The sequence below is a fragment of the Agrobacterium leguminum genome (assembly GCF_005144435.2).
Classification (GTDB): Bacteria; Pseudomonadota; Alphaproteobacteria; order Rhizobiales; family Rhizobiaceae; genus Agrobacterium; species Agrobacterium leguminum.
On record NZ_CP120212.1, the window covers coordinates 1,203,993 to 1,220,000 of the forward strand.

The following is a 16,008-nucleotide window of genomic DNA, read 5'->3' on the forward strand; positions in this document are numbered from 1 at the left end:
GCTCACCGAAAAATTCGATGCCAAGACTCTTGACTATGATTCGCGGAAATGAGATTCTTCGGGTGCTTAAATCAAAGAAAGGCTTCCGCGCGGCAACGTTCGGGGGCTTTTTTCTTTTGTGATGCGTCTCCTGTTAGTCGTTCGAGTTAAAAATCACTGCTTGGACCGGTATTCGGCAAACAGCGTCTGAAGATGTTCGAGAACGAACTCGGCAAATTCCGGGGCTTCGTTCTTGTCGATAGAGATATCCAGCTTGCGGTCGCTCTCGACCACCTTTGCCAGCCGGCCGCCGGTTTGCGATGACCAGACGCCGGTTTTTTTCGCCTGCGCCTTGGGCTTCAGAAAATCCAGAAGCGACTTGAAACGTTCTTCCGATGGCAGGGCGGCAACCGATGCATCCTTGACATAGGCGCGGGCTGCTTCCTTGACCTGCGAGGAGGAAAGCTGATCGGCAAGATCCATCCAGTTACGACGGCCGACAGTCGGGGCCGGGCCAATCAGATCGACCAAATCTTCGGGAATGCGGCCGACAACCGAAAGCATGTTGGAGAGATCGCCCTTGTGCAGCGACATGGCGGCCATGATCGTATCCCGAGGAAACCGCATCTGCAGTTTCTGGGCAAAACGCGCCTTTTCGATATAGGTGAGGTCGCGACGCTCGTTGTTTTCCTGTCCCTGGGCAACGACGAGCTGCTCATCGCTGAGATCACGAACGACCGCCTTGACCGGAATACCGAGGCTGGAAACGGCGCGCAGGCGACGATGGCCGAAGGCGACCTGATAACGGCCGGGGAATTCGGGATGCGGGCGCACCAGAATGGGAACCTGCTGACCCTGTTCACGAATGGCTTCTACCAGGCCAGCATCCGCCTCTTCCGAGGCTGGCATACGATCCGGTATGAAAGAGGGATCGATATCGGCAGGGCTGAGCGACACGATCGTAAGACCTTCCGCGAGCTGCTTTTCGATCTCTTCTGCGCGCTTGGCGCGTTCCGATACTTCATTGAGCGACTGGCCGATCATGCCGACCGGGGAATTCAGAACATCCGTTACGAGTTCCGGAGAACCGAGGATGGGTCTGATACGCGGACGCGACCGCTCAGTGGCAGTCTCGTTGCTGTCGGTGCCCGGCGTACCGAGATTGGCGAAAATCTGTTTTCTGCTCATGCTGCCCTACCCCACGCTTTTTTAATCAGTCCTTCGATTTCAGCGTTTACGTTGTTCATGGCTTCCAGCGCACGGTCATAGGTGGACCGGGTGAACTGGGTTCTTTCCACTTCGAAAAGTGTCTGGTTGGTCAGTCCGGCATCTGAGACGGCCGTACTCTTCAGCATCGGGTGGATGAGGACGTTTTCACCGAAAATCGAGCGCAGGAACGCGACCATCTGGTTTTGCGGCCCATCGCTCGGTTCAAAACGGGTGATCAGGTAACGCATCCAGTTATAGTCGGACCGCGCTCCCGCCCTGCCGATTTCAGCGAGAAGATCGCCGGTCATGGCAAGGAACTGGTTCATCGACATCACATCAAGCATTTGCGGATGCACGGTGACGAGAACCGATGTGGCAGCCGTCAGCGCTGAAAGCGTCAGGTAACCGAGCTGCGGCGGGCAATCGATGACCACAACGTCATAAAAGTTCTGCGCCTGGGCTATCGCCTGGCCGATGCGGGCAAAAAACAACGTATCGCCCGGCGCGCGACGCATCAGGGCGCGGGGGGTGTCGTGTTCGAATTCCATAAGCTCCAGATTGCCCGGAACGATATGGAGATTGGGAATATAGGTGCCACGAACGATCTCGGCGATCGGCCGGCGTTCATCGTCGTAACGGATTGCGCCATAAAGCGTTTCATTCGGACCGACATCGATCTCCGGCTGATGACCGAAGAGAGCGGACAGACTGGCCTGCGGATCGAGATCGATGGCAAGCACCCGGTAACCGCGCAGCGCCAGATATTGCGCCAGATGCGCCGATGTCGTGGTTTTTCCCGAGCCGCCCTTGAAGTTCATGACGGCGATGACCTGCAACTCTTCGCCGTCACGACGATGCGGCAGATAACGGCGTGTGCCACGCGCGCCCTGATCGAGGAATTTTCTGATCTCGTCCATATCCTCGACGGAATAGGAACGACGACCGGAAGCCTGCGCTGCATCGAGCTCCGGACGCTCGGCGGCGATCTGGCGAAGATAGGCTTCGCCGATGCCGATCAACCGTGCGGTTTCCGCCGGCGAGAAATGGCGCATGCTCTTTTCGGTGTGCGGGGAAAATGTATTTGCATTATGAGCCTGCAATTGGGCTGACAACGCAGCCGAATGCTGTTGTATAAGACTCGTCAGGTCGGGTGCTCCTGCGGCACGTCTTAAATCGGCACTCTGTGTCATCGGTCTTCTTTCGCTCGAAATTGCAGTAGCGGTTTTTTTCGAAAAAGGCGGTTTTTTCCGCAACTGAGATATAAGCGCCGATTCTCTTTTTGGCGCAATAGGCTTTTTTCTCAGGTTCGAAAGTGCCGCTAAAGCATTGTGGAAGAATCACATTTGCTTTTTGTGACGGTTTGACGGTTAGCCGCGGCTAACTTTTCGTTGTCGATCACAATGAAGGGCGTTGTCGCGTCTTTTGATGGCCCAAATATCCGCCCTGTGCGGAAGTTTGCCGCGGCTAACTTTTTGGGTTCGATCTTCTATGCCCCCGATAATCCCGGCGCCAGAAAGTGAAGGGTAGACATTCGCATCTGTTTAATCTCTACTTGTTGACTAGAGTATCGTTGGGTTCGACACCCGTCGTCTGGCTGTTCAAGCTGTCGCAGGTTGGAGGAATGAATGTCCTATGATGTCGCTCTCGTCGGGTCGGGTTTTTCGGCCATCTGTACCGCCGCCCATCTTCTGTCGTCCCTGCCGGCGGAAGCCTCTATTGCTATCGTCGGCGATGAGTCGGATTTCGGGCGCGGCACCGCCTATCGCACGGAACTGCCCTATCATCGTCTGAATGTGCCGGCCGGGCGAATGAGTGTCTTCCCTGACAAGCCTGATGACTTTGTTGACTGGTTGGCGGAAAACGGGATCGCGGACAATCCCCTGCTGTTCGCCTCACGCGGTGACTATGGCCTTTATCTTCGCGACAGGCTGGCCAGCCTGCTCAGAAGCAGGGAGCAACGGGCCCGGGTGGATTTCGTTCGGGCGAAGGCTTCGGCCTGTCGGCCGGATGGCGCGGGCGGATTTTCTTTTAAGCTGGAAAATGGTGAGCAGCTGCGCGCGCAGAATGTCGTTCTGTGTCTGGGTGTCGGCGCTGCGAGTTTGCCGGTGCAAACTGTCGCAAGGGAAGAAGAGGGCCCGCAACGTGTCATCGGCCACTGCTGGCAGCCGGGATGGTTGTCCAAAATTAAGGCCGGAGATCGCATCTGTATTCTGGGGTCGGGCCTGACGATGATCGATCAGGTTTTGACTCTGAGGGGAAAAGGACATCAAGGGCCAATCCATGTCCTGTCCCGTCGTGGTCTGGTGCCGCATCCGCATGTCAGCCCACCGTCACCGCCCGCGGGGCCGAATTTACCTGAAGGCTCACCGGAGATTAGCCGGTTGCTGCACTCTCTGCGCAGGCAGGTGCGCGATGGGGCGCCGTGGCGCACCGTTATGGATGGCTTGCGGCCGCAAACCCAATCGCTTTGGCAACGTCTTACACCTGCGCAACGCAGCCGGTTTCTTCGGCATGCCTTGCCGTGGTGGAACATCCATCGGCACCGTATCGCGCCTGAAGTGTCTGGCGCTTTCGGGAAATTGCTTTCAGATGGTATTCTTGAAATCCATGCGGGTTACCTTCGCTCCATAGAAGAAGCAGAGGAGGGGATCGCCGTGCGTTACCGCCGCAGGCATACGCAGATATTGAAGGAACTGCAGGTCGATTGGGTCGTCAATTGCACGGGAATGGAGCGGGCCGGCATCGGCCATTCGCGGCTTCTTGAAACAATGCGCGGTGAAGGCGTTATTTTACTCGATCCCTTCGGGCTCGGGGTGGAAGTTGACGGCCAGTCCCGTTTGCTTCGGACGGACGGACGAAGCTGGCCCGGTCTTTTCGCCGCCGGTGCGCTGACGGCGGGCCGCTTCTGGGAAATTACCGCCGTTCCGGATATTCGTGTGCAGGCGCAGAAGATCGCGCAAGAGATCACGGACAGAGTGACGGCGAGCGAAAGGCTTTCCGCGCGGGGTTGAGTTGGTTGAAAGATCGGCCGAAGCGAGACGTGTCCAGTACCTCTCCTAAGAGGTTAGCCGCGGCAAACTTGTTCTCTGAATAATGTGCTGGAAATTCCATGGATGCCGAATTTGGTGAGTGGAATGCAGCGCGAATGCCGACGGGAACCGCATGATAAGCGTGCTGTTCCTCCGTGAATCATGGCATATGTCGACCAAAACCGTACATTTCCCAATAATCATCAGCGGTAAGCATGGCGGCGGATTTCGCACGTAATGTGCGAGATTGCTAAATAATTTACATTACTTGTGGAAATACGTCATGAAATCGGCTATAAATCGCGAAAATTTCTGAAATTATGAAAATAATTTGCGAGGACTTATGCAAGAGCCGAAACTGATACGATATGAGGCGGCGGACAATCAGGCTGGCGGACAGCGGCGACCATTTGCCAAGGCCGTCCGGGCCGGCGATTTCGTTTATGTTTCCGGCCAGGTGCCGACCGTCGATGGCGAGGTGGTGACCGGCGGGATCGTGGCGCAGACCGAGCAGGTGGTTGCGAATATCAAGGATGTTCTGGCGCTTGCCGATTGTACGCTTGCGGATGTGGTCAAGGTCAATGTCTGGCTGGACGATGCCCGGGATTTTTCGAGCTTTAACGCTGTCTTCCAGAAATATTTCATCGATCATCCGCCGGCACGCTCCACCGTGCAGTCGCCGCTAATGGTCGATGCCAAGGTGGAAATGGACGTTATCGCCTATAAGCCGCTGGCCTGAAGCCCAATTTGCCGATGTTTGAGAGTAGATGATGACCTATCCCTGGCCTGATGCGGGCACACCCCTCAATGCGATTTCGACGCCGATGCCTGTCATCGACGAGGACAGGCTCGCTGCCAATATCCTCAGGGCGCAATCCTATCTGGATGATCACAGCAAGGCCTTTCGGCCGCATATCAAGACGCACAAGATACCGGCCGTCGCAAAGCAGCAGCTTCAGGCCGGCGCCATCGGCATTAATTGCCAGAAAGTCAGTGAGGCGGAGGTTTTTGCGGATGCCGGTTTCGATGACATTCTGATCACCTATAATATTCTCGGTGCAGCAAAGCTGTCACGGCTGAAGGCGCTGAATGCGCGCATCGGCCGGCTGAGCGTGGTTGCCGATAGCGCGGTTACGATTGCTGGCCTTGCCGATACATTCGATGCGGCAAGGCCGCTTGCCGTGCTGGTCGAATGCGACACGGGCGGCAAGCGCTGCGGTGTGCAGACGCCGGAAGCGGCACTGGCGCTTGCGGAAAAGATCGCTGCAACACCGGGCCTCACATTCAAAGGCATTTTGACCTATCCGGCACCGGGCGGAGCCGTGACGGTGGAAAACTTCCTGCGCGAGACGATGGCATTGCTGGCGGCAAAGGGCATGGATTGCCCGGTGCGATCCAGCGGCGGTTCTCCGGATTTTTACGCCGCCCATCTCGTTCCTTCCGCCACCGAACATCGGGCCGGCACCTATGTCTATAATGATCGCGCCATGCTGCGCGCCGGACATTGCACGGCGGGCGATCTCGCCATGCATGTTCTTGCCACCGTCGTATCGCGACCGACAGCCGAACGGGCTGTGCTGGATTGCGGCTCCAAGGCCCTGACCTCGGATCTTCTGGGTTTCAGCGATTACGGGCTGCTCGAAGGCTATGAAGGTGCGAAAATCATCTCGCTTTCGGAAGAACATGCGGTCGTCGATCTATCCGGCTGCGCCTCGGGCCGGCCTGAAATCGGCGATGTGGTCAAGGTCGTTCCGAACCACACCTGCGTCGTCAGCAATCTTTTCGACAGGATGGTTTTCCATCGAAACGGCGTTGTAACGCGGGTTGAGCAGGTCGCGGCGCGCGGTACGGTCTGGTAAAATTACCCGGCTAATTAAATTCTGAAATAAAGCTGCCGAAGGGCAGACTGCGGTAACGAGAATCTAGAGACATGCGCATCTTCACGGCGTCACTCGCCACCGAAACCAACACGTTTTCACCAGTCCCGACGGATATGGACGCCTTTCGCGCGGCTTTTTATGCCGGGCCGGGGGAACATCCTGAAACGCCGACGCTCTGCTCGTCGCCAGTGCCGATCTTGCGCCGTCGCGGTAAGGCGGAAGGGTTCACGGTAATAGAGGGAACCTCCTGCTGGGCCGAACCGGCGGGCCTTATCCAGCGCCAGACCTATGAAACGCTGCGGGACACCATTCTTGCCGAACTCAGTGCCGCCCTGCCGGTCGATGCCGTGGTGCTCGGTCTGCACGGCGCTATGGTGGCGCAGGGCTATGACGATCCGGAGGGGGATTTCCTGTCACGCGTCCGCGCATTGGTTGGACCGGATGTACTGGTCGCGGCGGAATTCGATCCGCACAGCCATCTGACGGCGCTTCGGGTCAAAAATCTCGATATCATGGCAACGTTTCTGGAGTTTCCGCATACGGATTTCGAAGAGCGTGGCGAGCATGTCGTGGAAATGGCGCTGCGCACGCTTCGAGGGGAGATCAAGCCGGTCATCTCCACTTTCGATTGCCGCATGATCACCATTTATCCCACCAGCCGTGAGCCGATGCGCTCTTACGTCGACCGGCTGAAGGCGATGGAAGGCAAGGATGACATCCTGTCGATTTCCGTTATTCATGGTTTCATGGCGGGCGACGTGCCGGATATGGGAACGCGTATCGTTGTCGTGACCGATAATGACAGGGCAAAGGGCGATGCGCTGGCCGAAAAGCTCGGCCATGAGCTTTATGCCATGCGCAAGCTGACCGCCATGCCGATGCTGGATACGGAATCAGGTCTCGACCAGGTTCTTGCCATTCGCAGCAACAATCCGGACAGGCCGGTCGTCGTATCGGATATCTGGGACAATCCGGGCGGCGGTGTCGCCGGTGACGCCACCCATATTCTGCGGCGCATGGTGGAGCGCGGCATGGACAATATCGCCGTCGCGACGATCTGGGACCCGATTGCGGTGTCTTTCTGTCACGCGGCGGGCGAGGGGGCCGAGATCGACCTTCGCATCGGCGGCAAATCCAGCCCGGAAGGCGGCGAGCCGCTCGATTTCCGCATAAAGGTGATGCGCACGGCCGAGGCCGGCTGGCAGAGTTTCCGCAACAGCCGCGTCACGCTCGGCCGCGCCGCTGTCGTTCGGCCGCTCGGTACGCAGATCGATATCATCCTCATCACCAGCCGCACGCAAACTTATGAGCCGGATATCTTTTCCAATCTCGGCGTCGATTTCGCGAAAAAAGACGTGCTGCTGGTCAAGTCCACCAACCATTTCCATGCGGGGTTTGCACCGGTCGCCTCCGAGATCGTTTATATCGCGGCCCCGACGTCTTATCCGACCGATCCGGCGAAAACGCCCTATCGCAAGGCGAGCCTTGAGCTTTGGCCACGGGTGGCCGATCCGCTGGGCCTGGACTGAGGCGGCAGCGGTTTGAGCATTATCTGGAGGGAACTGTGAAGCCTTTTCCGGAAGGCTTCAGAGACGCTCGAGGGCGATCAGGAAAAACGCGCTTTCGTTTCGATCTCCTTCGACGGTGAACGGTAAACCGCCTTCGATCAGCAGACCATCCAGCTTCCCCAATCGGTTCTCGCCTTCACCGGTTAAAACCGCCAGCGGGTCGAGTGCCAGAACAAGCGTCGTGTTTCCGGCGGCTTTTCCCGAAAACGGGCCGGAATGCCTTTTAACGACATGACGAAAGCGCGAGCGGCGAGTCATGACGTTCAGATCGGTGATCGCGCCATCGGGTAGGGTCGCATTCACGGGAACATCGGCCGGAAAGGGCAGGGGTAGGCTTTCCACTGTCAGCAACAGCGGATCGCCCGCCGCAATTGCCAGTGCCATGCCGTTTCCCTCAAGAATGGAGAGGGTGCGGTCTATGCCGGGGAAGATCGAAAACGGCCCGTCGTTCGCCACCGTCGCCATGCTGATGCGCCAGTCGAAATTCTCGACGGAAGACGCGGGTGGAAAGATGGCGATTTCCACCGTCTCGCCGCCGCCGTTTTTCCAGGGCATTCGCTTGTAATCGCTTGCGCGCAGCAGGGTCATGGTTTTCCACTTTTGAGAGGGATCGGCCGGAAAGAGGTGTTTCTCTTTCCGGCCGAAAGAGGATCAATTGCCGAGAATGCCGGGCAGGCGCAGGCCCTGTTCCTTTGCGCACTCCACGGCGATGTCGTAACCGGCATCGGCATGGCGCATGACGCCGGTTGCCGGGTCATTCCACAGCACGCGCTCCAGCCGGCGAGCGGCATCGTCGGTGCCATCGGCGCAGATGACCATGCCGGAATGCTGCGAGAAGCCCATGCCGACGCCGCCGCCGTGGTGCAACGACACCCAGGTCGCGCCGGATGCGGTGTTGAGCAGCGCATTGAGAAGCGGCCAGTCGGAAACGGCGTCCGAGCCATCCTTCATGGCCTCCGTCTCGCGGTTGGGCGAGGCGACGGAGCCGGAATCCAGATGGTCGCGTCCGATGACGATCGGCGCCTTCAGCTCACCGTTTCTGACCATTTCGTTAAAGGCAAGGCCGAGACGGTGGCGGTCGCCAAGGCCGACCCAGCAAATACGCGCCGGCAGGCCCTGAAATGCGATGCGCTCGCGCGCCATGTCCAGCCAGTTGTGCAGGTGCTTGTTGTCTGGCAGCAGTTCCTTCACCTTGGCGTCGGTCTTGTAGATGTCTTCCGGATCGCCGGAAAGGGCCGCCCAGCGGAACGGGCCGATACCGCGGCAAAATAGCGGGCGGATATAGGCCGGTACGAAGCCCGGAAAGGCGAAGGCGTTTTCCAGGCCCTCATCCTTGGCGACCTGGCGGATATTGTTGCCGTAATCGAGCGTCGGAACGCCGGCGTTCCAGAAATCGACCATGGCCTGCACGTGCACCTTCATGGAGGCGCGAGCGGCAGCCGCAACGGCCTTCGGGTCGCTTTCCTGCTTGGCGCGCCATTCGGCAACGGTCCATCCGGCCGGAAGGTAACCATGGACGGGATCGTGCGCCGAGGTCTGGTCGGTAACGATATCGGGACGAACGCCGCGACGGACGAGTTCCGGGAAGATTTCCGCCGCATTGCCGATCAGGCCGACGGATTTCGCCTCGCCTGCTTTGGTCCATTGGTCGATCAGCGCCAGCGCCTCATCGAGCGTATGCGCCTTCGCATCGACATAACGGGTGCGCAGGCGGAAATCGACGCGGGTTTCATCGCATTCGACGGCAAGGCAGCAGGCGCCGGCCATGACGGCGGCGAGCGGCTGTGCGCCACCCATGCCGCCGAGACCGCCGGTGAGAATCCACTTGCCCTTCAGGTTGCCTTCATAATGCTGGCGGCCGGCCTCGACAAAGGTTTCATAGGTACCCTGCACGATGCCCTGCGTACCGATATAGATCCACGAACCGGCCGTCATCTGGCCGTACATGGCAAGGCCCTTCTTATCCAGCTCGTTGAAATGATCCCAGTTCGCCCAGTGCGGCACGAGGTTGGAATTGGCGATCAGGACGCGCGGCGCGTCCTTATGGGTGCGGAACACGCCGACCGGCTTGCCGGACTGCACGACGAGGGTTTCATCCTCGTTCAGATCCTTCAGCGTCGCGACGATACGGTCGAAATCGTCCCAGGTGCGGGCGGCGCGGCCGATGCCGCCATAAACCACCAGCTCATGCGGGCGCTCGGCCACGTCAGGGTCGAGATTGTTCATCAGCATGCGCAGCGGCGCTTCCGTCATCCAGCTTTTGGCATTGAGGTCAGTGCCCTGCGGCGAGCGGACATCACGAATATTGTGGCGTGGATTGTTCATGTGTCTTCCCCTTATCGTTTCGTGTCGAACGCAAATTTTTCCATGCGCGTGAGAATGGTTTTGAGATGGGAGCGAAGCCGTTCGGCCTTGCCCGTGTCATAGGCAAAAGGCGGTGTCTCGCTTTGAAGATGGGTGGATTGCGCCAGCTCCATCTGAATGGCGTGCACGCCACTCTGCGGTTTTCCGTAATGGCGCGTCGTCCAGCCGCCCTTGAAACGACCGTTCAGAATGCTGTCGTAACCCTCCGCTGCGGCGGTCACCTCGACGGCGATCTTTTCGATGGCCGGATCGCAGGTCTTGCCCATATCCGTGCCGATGTTGAAATCCGGCAGCTTGCCTTCGAACAGGAAGGAAATATGCGAACGGATAGAATGGCAATCATAGAGAATGGCGATGCCGTGGATGGATTTGACCCGCTCGATTTCCGCCGCAAGGGCCGCGTGATAAGGCGCGTGGAAGTTTTCCAGACGGTACGCAATATCGTCCGCTGCGGGTTCCTGTCCTTCATTCCAGATCGGCTCGCCGTCGAAATCGGTCTCCGGAACAAGCCCGGTTGTGTTCTGGCCCGGATAAAGGCTGACCCCGGCCGGGTCGCGGTTGGCGTCGATCACATAACGATGGAAGGTCGCCCTTACGGTTGTCGCGCTCTCGAGAAGGCCGGCATAGAGCTCATGGATATGCCAGTCCGTATCGGCGAGAATCTTGCCGTTATCGTTGAGACGATCCCAAATCTCAGCCGGAACATCCGTACCGGTGTGAGGTAGTCCGAGGATGATGGGCGAGGTGCCCTGGTGAAGCGTGAAGGGTCTGTTCATCGATCGGCCTCTTCTGCCGTGGGGTTACCCCCCTCTGCCCTGCCGGGCATCTCCCCCTCAAGGGGGGAGATCGGCAAGCGGCGAATACCTTGCGCCACAATATCTGAGAACGAGCGGGTGCGGCATCTGATCTCCCCCCTTGAGGGGGAGATGCCCGGCAGGGCAGAGGGGGGTAACCCCACGGCAGTGGAGGATAAAGTACTCATCATTTCACGCCTCCAGCTTTGGCAGAATGCCGTCCGAAATTGCCGCGACCAGCGCGCCGGAGGCAATCAATTCGGCCGCAGCCTTCAGGTCCGGCGCCATATAGCGGTCCTCTTCCAGCGAAGGCACCGCCACGCGCAATGCCGCAATCACCTTTTGCAGTTCGGGGCTCGTTTTCAGCGGCCCACGCAGCTCCACGCCCTGCACGGCTGAAAGCGCCTCGATGCCGAGAATGGCGAAAAGATTGTCCGTCATCGGCAGCAGGCGGCGCGCGCCATGGCAGGCCATGGAGACATGGTCTTCCTGATTGGCGGAGGTGGGTGTGGAATCCACCGAGGCCGGATGCGCCATCTGCTTGTTCTCGCTCATCAGCGCGGCGGAGGTAACCTCGGCGATCATCAGGCCGGAATTCAGCCCGGGCTTTTTGGAAAGAAAGGCCGGCAGACCGTAGGAGAGGGCCGGATCGACCAGCAGCGCCACGCGGCGCTGGGCGATTGCGCCGATCTCGCAAATGGCAAGCGCCGTCTGGTCGGCGGCAAAGGCCACCGGTTCGGCGTGGAAATTGCCGCCGGAGACGACGGAATTGTCTGAAAGCACCAGCGGATTGTCGGTCACGGCATTGGCTTCGATTTCCAGCGTGCGGGCCACCTGCCGCAGAAGATCGAGGCAGGCGCCATCCACCTGCGGCTGGCAGCGAATGCAATAGGGATCCTGCACCCGCTCATCGCCCTCGATATGGCTGACGCGGATTTCCGAACCTTCCAGCAGATTACGAAGCGCCGCTCCCGCGTCGATCTGGCCCTTATGACCACGCAGGCTGTGAATATCGGGATGGAAAGGTGCGGAAGACCCCATGGCGGCATCGGTGGAAAGCGCACCGGTAATCAGCGCCGCTTGCGCTGCGCGGTGGGCTCGGAAAAGACCGGCCAGCGCCAGCGCCGTCGAGGTCTGCGTGCCGTTGATCAGCGCCAGCCCCTCCTTGGCGGCCAGAACCACCGGGGTCAGTCCGGCTTTCGCAAGCGCTTCGCCGGCCGGCAGGAGCGCGCCCGCATAAAAGGCTTCGCCTTCGCCCATCATCACCGCCGCCATATGGGCCAGCGGCGCGAGATCGCCGGAAGCCCCAACCGAACCCTTTTCGGGAATGACGGGGATGACGCCCTTCTCCAGCATGGCTTCGATCAGCCGCACAAGCTGCAGCCGCACGCCGGATGCGCCGCGACCGAGCGAAACCAGCTTCAGCGCCATGATCAGCCGCACGACGTTTTCAGGAAGCGGCGCGCCGACCCCGCAGCAATGCGACAGGATGAGATTGCGCTGCAGCGTCGCCACATCGGCCGCGTCGATCTTGATGGACGCGAGCTTGCCGAAACCGGTATTGATGCCATAGACCGGCGCATTGCCGGCAGCGATCTCGGCGATGCGGGCCGCCGCCTTTTCAACGCCTGCATCAAAGCTGCGGTCGAGTTTGGCGCTGCCGTTCTCCCAGTATATCGCGGCTAGATCGGCTAAGGTGACATTGCCGGGGTGAAGCGTGATAGTCATGAAGAAACCTTCTGTCCCTTGAAAATGCGGGCGTGGAGCGGATTGAAACCGATGCGGTAGACAAGTTCTGCCGGACGCTCGATGTCCCAGATGGCGAAATCAGCGGATTTTCCAGCCTCCAGCGTGCCGGTTTCGGCAAGCAGGCCGAGCGCCTTTGCCGCGTTGCGTGTCGTCGCCGTCAGGCACTCTTCCACAGTCATGCGGAAAAGCGTTGCGCCCATATTCATGGTCAGCAGCAGGGAGGTGAGCGGCGAAGTGCCGGGGTTGCAGTCTGTTGCCAGCGCAATGTCGGCTCCGGCATCGCGCAGGGACTGCACCGGCGGCAATTGTTTTTCCCTGAGCGCGTAGAAGGCGCCGGGAAGAAGCACGGCCACGGTTCCTGCTTTCGCCAGCGCCTTCGCACCGGCCTCATCAAGATATTCCAGATGATCGGCCGAAAGCGCGTTATGGGATGCCGCGAGCTCGGAACCGCCAAGGTTGGAAAGCTGCTCGGCATGCAGTTTGACCGGAAGGCCATACTGTTTTGCAGCCTTGAAAACCCGGTCGATCTCCCCGACGGAAAAGGCGATGCCTTCGCAAAAACCGTCAACCGCATCCGCCAGCCCTTCCGCATGGGCTTTTTCGAGCCCCGGCAGAACGACATCGCCAATATAATCGGTGTTGCGCCCCTTATAGTCCGCAGGTGTCGCATGGGCGGCGAGATAGCTGGTGACGATGCGCACCGGCCGCAATGTCTCGAGCCTGCGGGCGACGCGCAGCATTTTCAGCTCGGTTTCAATGTCGAGACCATAACCGGATTTGATTTCGACCGTGGAAACGCCTTCGGAAAGAAGCGTGTCGAGACGCGGCAAAGCCTGCGCCACCAGAGCATCTTCCGAAAGCGCGCGCGTGTCGCGCACCGAAGAAACAATGCCGCCGCCCGCTTTGGCGATCTCTTCATAGGTCGCCCCATTCAGCCGCATCTCGAATTCCATGGCGCGGTTGCCGCCGAAGACAAGGTGGGTGTGGCAGTCGATCAGGGCAGGGGTGATCCAGCGGCCGCCGCAATCGTTGGTCTCATCGGCTTTCGCCAGATCGGCGGGCAGATCGCTTTCAGGGCCGGCAAAGGCGATGCGGCCGTTACGCACGGCAATGACGGCATTTTCGACGGTGCCGATGCCTTCCATGGCGGGATTGAAGGTTGCCAGCCGGGCGTTGCGCCACAAAGCCGTGGCGTTCCCCGTCGCCGTTCCGTTTGCAGATTTGTTCCCTGGCATTTGCTTTTCGCCTTTCCTTTGTGAGTTAAATGTATATACATAATAATCGACTTGGCAAGCTGCAATTTCGTGTTTGAAATGGCCTTGCCGGACAGAACCAAAGGAGAGGGTGGCATGACGGCAATTCACGCGGGCGCAGCGCTTCTGGCGGATGGATGGGCGAAGGATGTTCGCATCGTCTGCGACGAAGGTGCTATTTTATCCGTAGAAACCGGCGTTTCCCCGCAGCCGCAGGATGAGCGACATGCCGTCATCGTCCCTGCCATGCCCAATCTTCACAGCCACGCCTTTCAGCGTGCCATGGCCGGGCTTGCCGAAATCCGTGGTCCCGGCGATGACAGTTTCTGGAGCTGGCGCACCGTCATGTATAAATTCGCGCTCTCCATGACGCCTGACCATGTCGAGGCGGTTGCCGCTCAGCTTTATATGGAAATGCTCGAGGCCGGTTTCGGGCGGGTTGGAGAGTTTCACTATCTGCATAATGACAGGGATGGCTCGCATTACGGCAATATCGCCGAAATGGCCGAACGTATCGGCGCGGCCGCCTCGCAGACGGGCATCGGCCTCACATTGCTGCCGGTTTTTTACGCCCATTCCGGTTTCGGCGGCCAGGCGCCGATCGATGGGCAGAAGCGTTTCATCCATTCGCTCGACAGTTACGGAAAGCTGATGCAGGGCACGCAGGCGGTGGTGGACAGGCTGCCGGGCGCCACCCTCGGCATAGCGCCGCACAGCCTGCGTGCGGTGACCGGCGACGAGCTGGCAGCCATCGAGCCGCTGGCAAAAGGCGGGCCGATCCATATTCATGTGGCGGAACAGACGAAAGAAGTGGAAGATTCGCTCGCCTTTTCCGGCGCGAGACCGGTGGAATGGCTGCTTGAAAACGCGCCGGTCGATGGCCGCTGGTGCCTTATCCACGCGACACACATGACGGAAACCGAAACGCGCGGCATGGCAAAAAGCGGTGCTGTTGCCGGCCTCTGCCCGATCACCGAAGCCAATCTCGGCGACGGCATCTTCCCGGCTCCGGCGTTTCTCGCTGAAAACGGCCATTATGGTGTCGGATCCGATTCCAACGTTCTGATTTCCGTGCCGGAAGAATTGCGAACGCTCGAATATTCGCAACGTCTCTCGCATCGGGCACGCAATGTCATCGCCGATGCCGGCCATTCCACGGGAGAAAAACTCTTCCGGCAGGCGCTCGAAGGCGGCGGCAGGGCTCTGGCGTCGCGAAATGGTCTGGAAAATGGAAAAAGCGCCGATTTCGTCGCTCTTGATATTTCCGCCGTTTCTTATCTTCCGATATCCCAGATTCTCGATCAGTGGATATTCGCGGGCGGCGTTTCTGTCGATTCCGTTTGGGTGCGCGGCAAAAAGCGCGTGCAGGCCGGCCGGCATATCCATCGCCGCGAAATATCCGATCGCTTCAACAAGGTCATGGCTGAACTTCTCGATAGCTGATATGGGCTCGGCGGAAACAGGAAAAAGCCAGCGGGGAAAGGCATTGCGGACGTGACGAAAGCAGCAGCCGGGCAGACCCTGCATCAACGTATCCTCAGTGAGATCGAGGGGCGGATCGTTTCGGGAGAATGGCCGCCGGGTCATCGGTTGCCTTTCGAGGTCGACCTCGCCGATCAATATCACTGTTCGCGCATGACCGTGAACAAGGTCATGGGCCAGCTCGCCAAGGCCGGTTTGATCGAACGCCGCAAGAAATCCGGCAGTTTCGTTCGCCAGCCGCAGATCCAGTCCGCCGTTCTTCAAATTCACGATATCGGGGCCGAGGTCGAATCCCTTGGCCTCGACTATGGCTTCAAAATCCTGGAGCGCGAAAGGCGCAGCGCGAAAAGTGCGGATCGTGAGCGGCTCGATGTTTCCGTCGGGACACCCTTGCTCGACATTCTCTGCATCCATTTCGCCGGCGCACGGGAATTCTGTGTCGAGCAGCGCCTCATCAATCTGACGGCCGTGCCGGAAGCGGCTGAAACCGACTTTACCGAAATTACACCCGGCCCCTGGCTGCTCGGCCATGTTCCCTGGAGCACTGCCGAACACCGGATCAGCGCCGAAACACCGTCGAAGGAGATTGCGCGCCTGCTCGGCATTTCGGACAGGCAAGCATGTCTTGTCGTGGAGCGCCGTACCTGGAGCAATTCGGGCGCTGTCACCTCTGTGCGCTTCACCTATCCCGGCAATGCGCA

Annotated in this window: 13 protein-coding genes (1 of these 13 cut by a window edge); 6 read left to right on the plus strand and 7 right to left on the minus strand. The window is 59.3% G+C overall.

The window, feature by feature from the left end; genetic code table 11:
* Positions 1–153 precede the first annotated feature (153 nt).
* Both repB and repA read right to left on the minus strand, forming a co-directional pair.
* Entirely contained in the window at positions 154–1,167 is a 1,014-nt protein-coding gene (repB, locus tag CFBP4996_RS20165; protein WP_080854050.1) for a plasmid partitioning protein RepB, read from the minus strand.
* Positions 1,164–2,378 (minus strand): plasmid partitioning protein RepA, encoded by a 1,215-nt coding sequence (gene repA, locus CFBP4996_RS20170; protein WP_026363408.1) that lies wholly within the window; start codon positions 2,376–2,378, stop codon positions 1,164–1,166. Before repA ends, repB begins: the two co-directional genes overlap by 4 nt.
* A 435-nt stretch (positions 2,379–2,813) precedes the next feature.
* Between repA and CFBP4996_RS20175 the strand changes: the two genes are divergently transcribed.
* The 4 genes from CFBP4996_RS20175 (at position 2,814) to CFBP4996_RS20190 (ending at position 7,626) form a co-directional block, all read left to right on the plus strand.
* Positions 2,814–4,199 carry an FAD/NAD(P)-binding protein gene (locus tag CFBP4996_RS20175; RefSeq protein WP_080854049.1) on the plus strand — a complete coding sequence of 462 codons (1,386 nt, stop codon included), beginning with the start codon at positions 2,814–2,816 and terminating at the stop codon, positions 4,197–4,199.
* Between the two features lie 361 nt (positions 4,200–4,560).
* Complete coding sequence (locus CFBP4996_RS20180) at positions 4,561–4,956, plus strand: RidA family protein (RefSeq protein WP_003519772.1); 396 nt, start codon at positions 4,561–4,563, stop codon at positions 4,954–4,956.
* 31 nt (positions 4,957–4,987) lie between these two features.
* Positions 4,988–6,076 (plus strand): D-TA family PLP-dependent enzyme, encoded by a 1,089-nt coding sequence (locus tag CFBP4996_RS20185; protein WP_080854842.1) that lies wholly within the window; start codon positions 4,988–4,990, stop codon positions 6,074–6,076.
* Positions 6,077–6,147: 71 nt separating this feature from the next.
* Positions 6,148–7,626: a M81 family metallopeptidase gene (locus CFBP4996_RS20190; RefSeq protein WP_080854048.1), complete on the plus strand. Its 1,479-nt coding sequence runs from the start codon at positions 6,148–6,150 to the stop codon at positions 7,624–7,626.
* 57 nt (positions 7,627–7,683) lie between these two features.
* Here CFBP4996_RS20190 and CFBP4996_RS20195 read toward each other — a convergent pair whose 3' ends face one another.
* The 5 genes from CFBP4996_RS20195 to hutI form a co-directional block, all read right to left on the minus strand.
* Positions 7,684–8,253, minus strand: coding sequence for a HutD/Ves family protein (locus tag CFBP4996_RS20195; protein WP_080854047.1), 570 nt, complete (start codon positions 8,251–8,253; stop codon positions 7,684–7,686).
* A 63-nt stretch (positions 8,254–8,316) separates the two neighbouring features.
* Positions 8,317–9,990 (minus strand): urocanate hydratase, encoded by a 1,674-nt coding sequence (gene hutU, locus CFBP4996_RS20200; protein WP_080854046.1) that lies wholly within the window; start codon positions 9,988–9,990, stop codon positions 8,317–8,319.
* A gap of 11 nt (positions 9,991–10,001) precedes the next feature.
* Positions 10,002–10,805, minus strand: a complete 804-nt coding sequence (hutG, locus tag CFBP4996_RS20205) for an N-formylglutamate deformylase (protein WP_080854045.1) — start codon at positions 10,803–10,805, stop codon at positions 10,002–10,004.
* Positions 10,806–11,015: 210 nt separating this feature from the next.
* The gene (hutH, locus tag CFBP4996_RS20215) at positions 11,016–12,551 is read right to left on the minus strand and encodes a histidine ammonia-lyase (RefSeq protein WP_080854044.1); all 1,536 of its coding nucleotides are present in this window, start codon (positions 12,549–12,551) and stop codon (positions 11,016–11,018) included.
* Positions 12,548–13,807 (minus strand): imidazolonepropionase, encoded by a 1,260-nt coding sequence (gene hutI / locus CFBP4996_RS20220; protein WP_080854043.1) that lies wholly within the window; start codon positions 13,805–13,807, stop codon positions 12,548–12,550. Before hutI ends, hutH begins: the two co-directional genes overlap by 4 nt.
* A gap of 114 nt (positions 13,808–13,921) precedes the next feature.
* Here hutI and CFBP4996_RS20225 point away from each other — a divergent pair, with 114 nt between their 5' ends.
* Together CFBP4996_RS20225 and hutC are read left to right on the plus strand one after the other, a co-directional pair.
* The gene (locus CFBP4996_RS20225) at positions 13,922–15,268 is read left to right on the plus strand and encodes a formimidoylglutamate deiminase (RefSeq protein WP_080854042.1); all 1,347 of its coding nucleotides are present in this window, start codon (positions 13,922–13,924) and stop codon (positions 15,266–15,268) included.
* 51 nt (positions 15,269–15,319) lie between these two features.
* Positions 15,320–16,008 carry the 5' portion of a histidine utilization transcriptional repressor HutC gene (gene hutC, locus CFBP4996_RS20230; RefSeq protein ID WP_080854041.1) on the plus strand. The gene runs 37 nt beyond the window's last position, so the window shows 689 of its 726 coding nt (coding positions 1–689); it begins with the start codon at positions 15,320–15,322; its stop codon lies off the right edge, out of view.

What these genes read in the sequence shown, in the direction of transcription:
- repB (WP_080854050.1), bottom strand. Translation starts at nt 1,167, where the DNA reads ATGAGCAGAAAACAGATTTTCGCCAATCTCGGTACGCCGGGCACCGAC.
- repA (WP_026363408.1), bottom strand. Translation starts at nt 2,378, where the DNA reads ATGACACAGAGTGCCGATTTAAGACGTGCCGCAGGAGCACCCGACCTG.
- CFBP4996_RS20175 (WP_080854049.1), top strand. Translation starts at nt 2,814, where the DNA reads ATGTCCTATGATGTCGCTCTCGTCGGGTCGGGTTTTTCGGCCATCTGT.
- CFBP4996_RS20180 (WP_003519772.1), top strand. Translation starts at nt 4,561, where the DNA reads ATGCAAGAGCCGAAACTGATACGATATGAGGCGGCGGACAATCAGGCT.
- CFBP4996_RS20185 (WP_080854842.1), top strand. Translation starts at nt 4,988, where the DNA reads ATGACCTATCCCTGGCCTGATGCGGGCACACCCCTCAATGCGATTTCG.
- CFBP4996_RS20190 (WP_080854048.1), top strand. Translation starts at nt 6,148, where the DNA reads ATGCGCATCTTCACGGCGTCACTCGCCACCGAAACCAACACGTTTTCA.
- CFBP4996_RS20195 (WP_080854047.1), bottom strand. Translation starts at nt 8,253, where the DNA reads ATGACCCTGCTGCGCGCAAGCGATTACAAGCGAATGCCCTGGAAAAAC.
- hutU (WP_080854046.1), bottom strand. Translation starts at nt 9,990, where the DNA reads ATGAACAATCCACGCCACAATATTCGTGATGTCCGCTCGCCGCAGGGC.
- hutG (WP_080854045.1), bottom strand. Translation starts at nt 10,805, where the DNA reads ATGAACAGACCCTTCACGCTTCACCAGGGCACCTCGCCCATCATCCTC.
- hutH (WP_080854044.1), bottom strand. Translation starts at nt 12,551, where the DNA reads ATGACTATCACGCTTCACCCCGGCAATGTCACCTTAGCCGATCTAGCC.
- hutI (WP_080854043.1), bottom strand. Translation starts at nt 13,807, where the DNA reads ATGCCAGGGAACAAATCTGCAAACGGAACGGCGACGGGGAACGCCACG.
- CFBP4996_RS20225 (WP_080854042.1), top strand. Translation starts at nt 13,922, where the DNA reads ATGACGGCAATTCACGCGGGCGCAGCGCTTCTGGCGGATGGATGGGCG.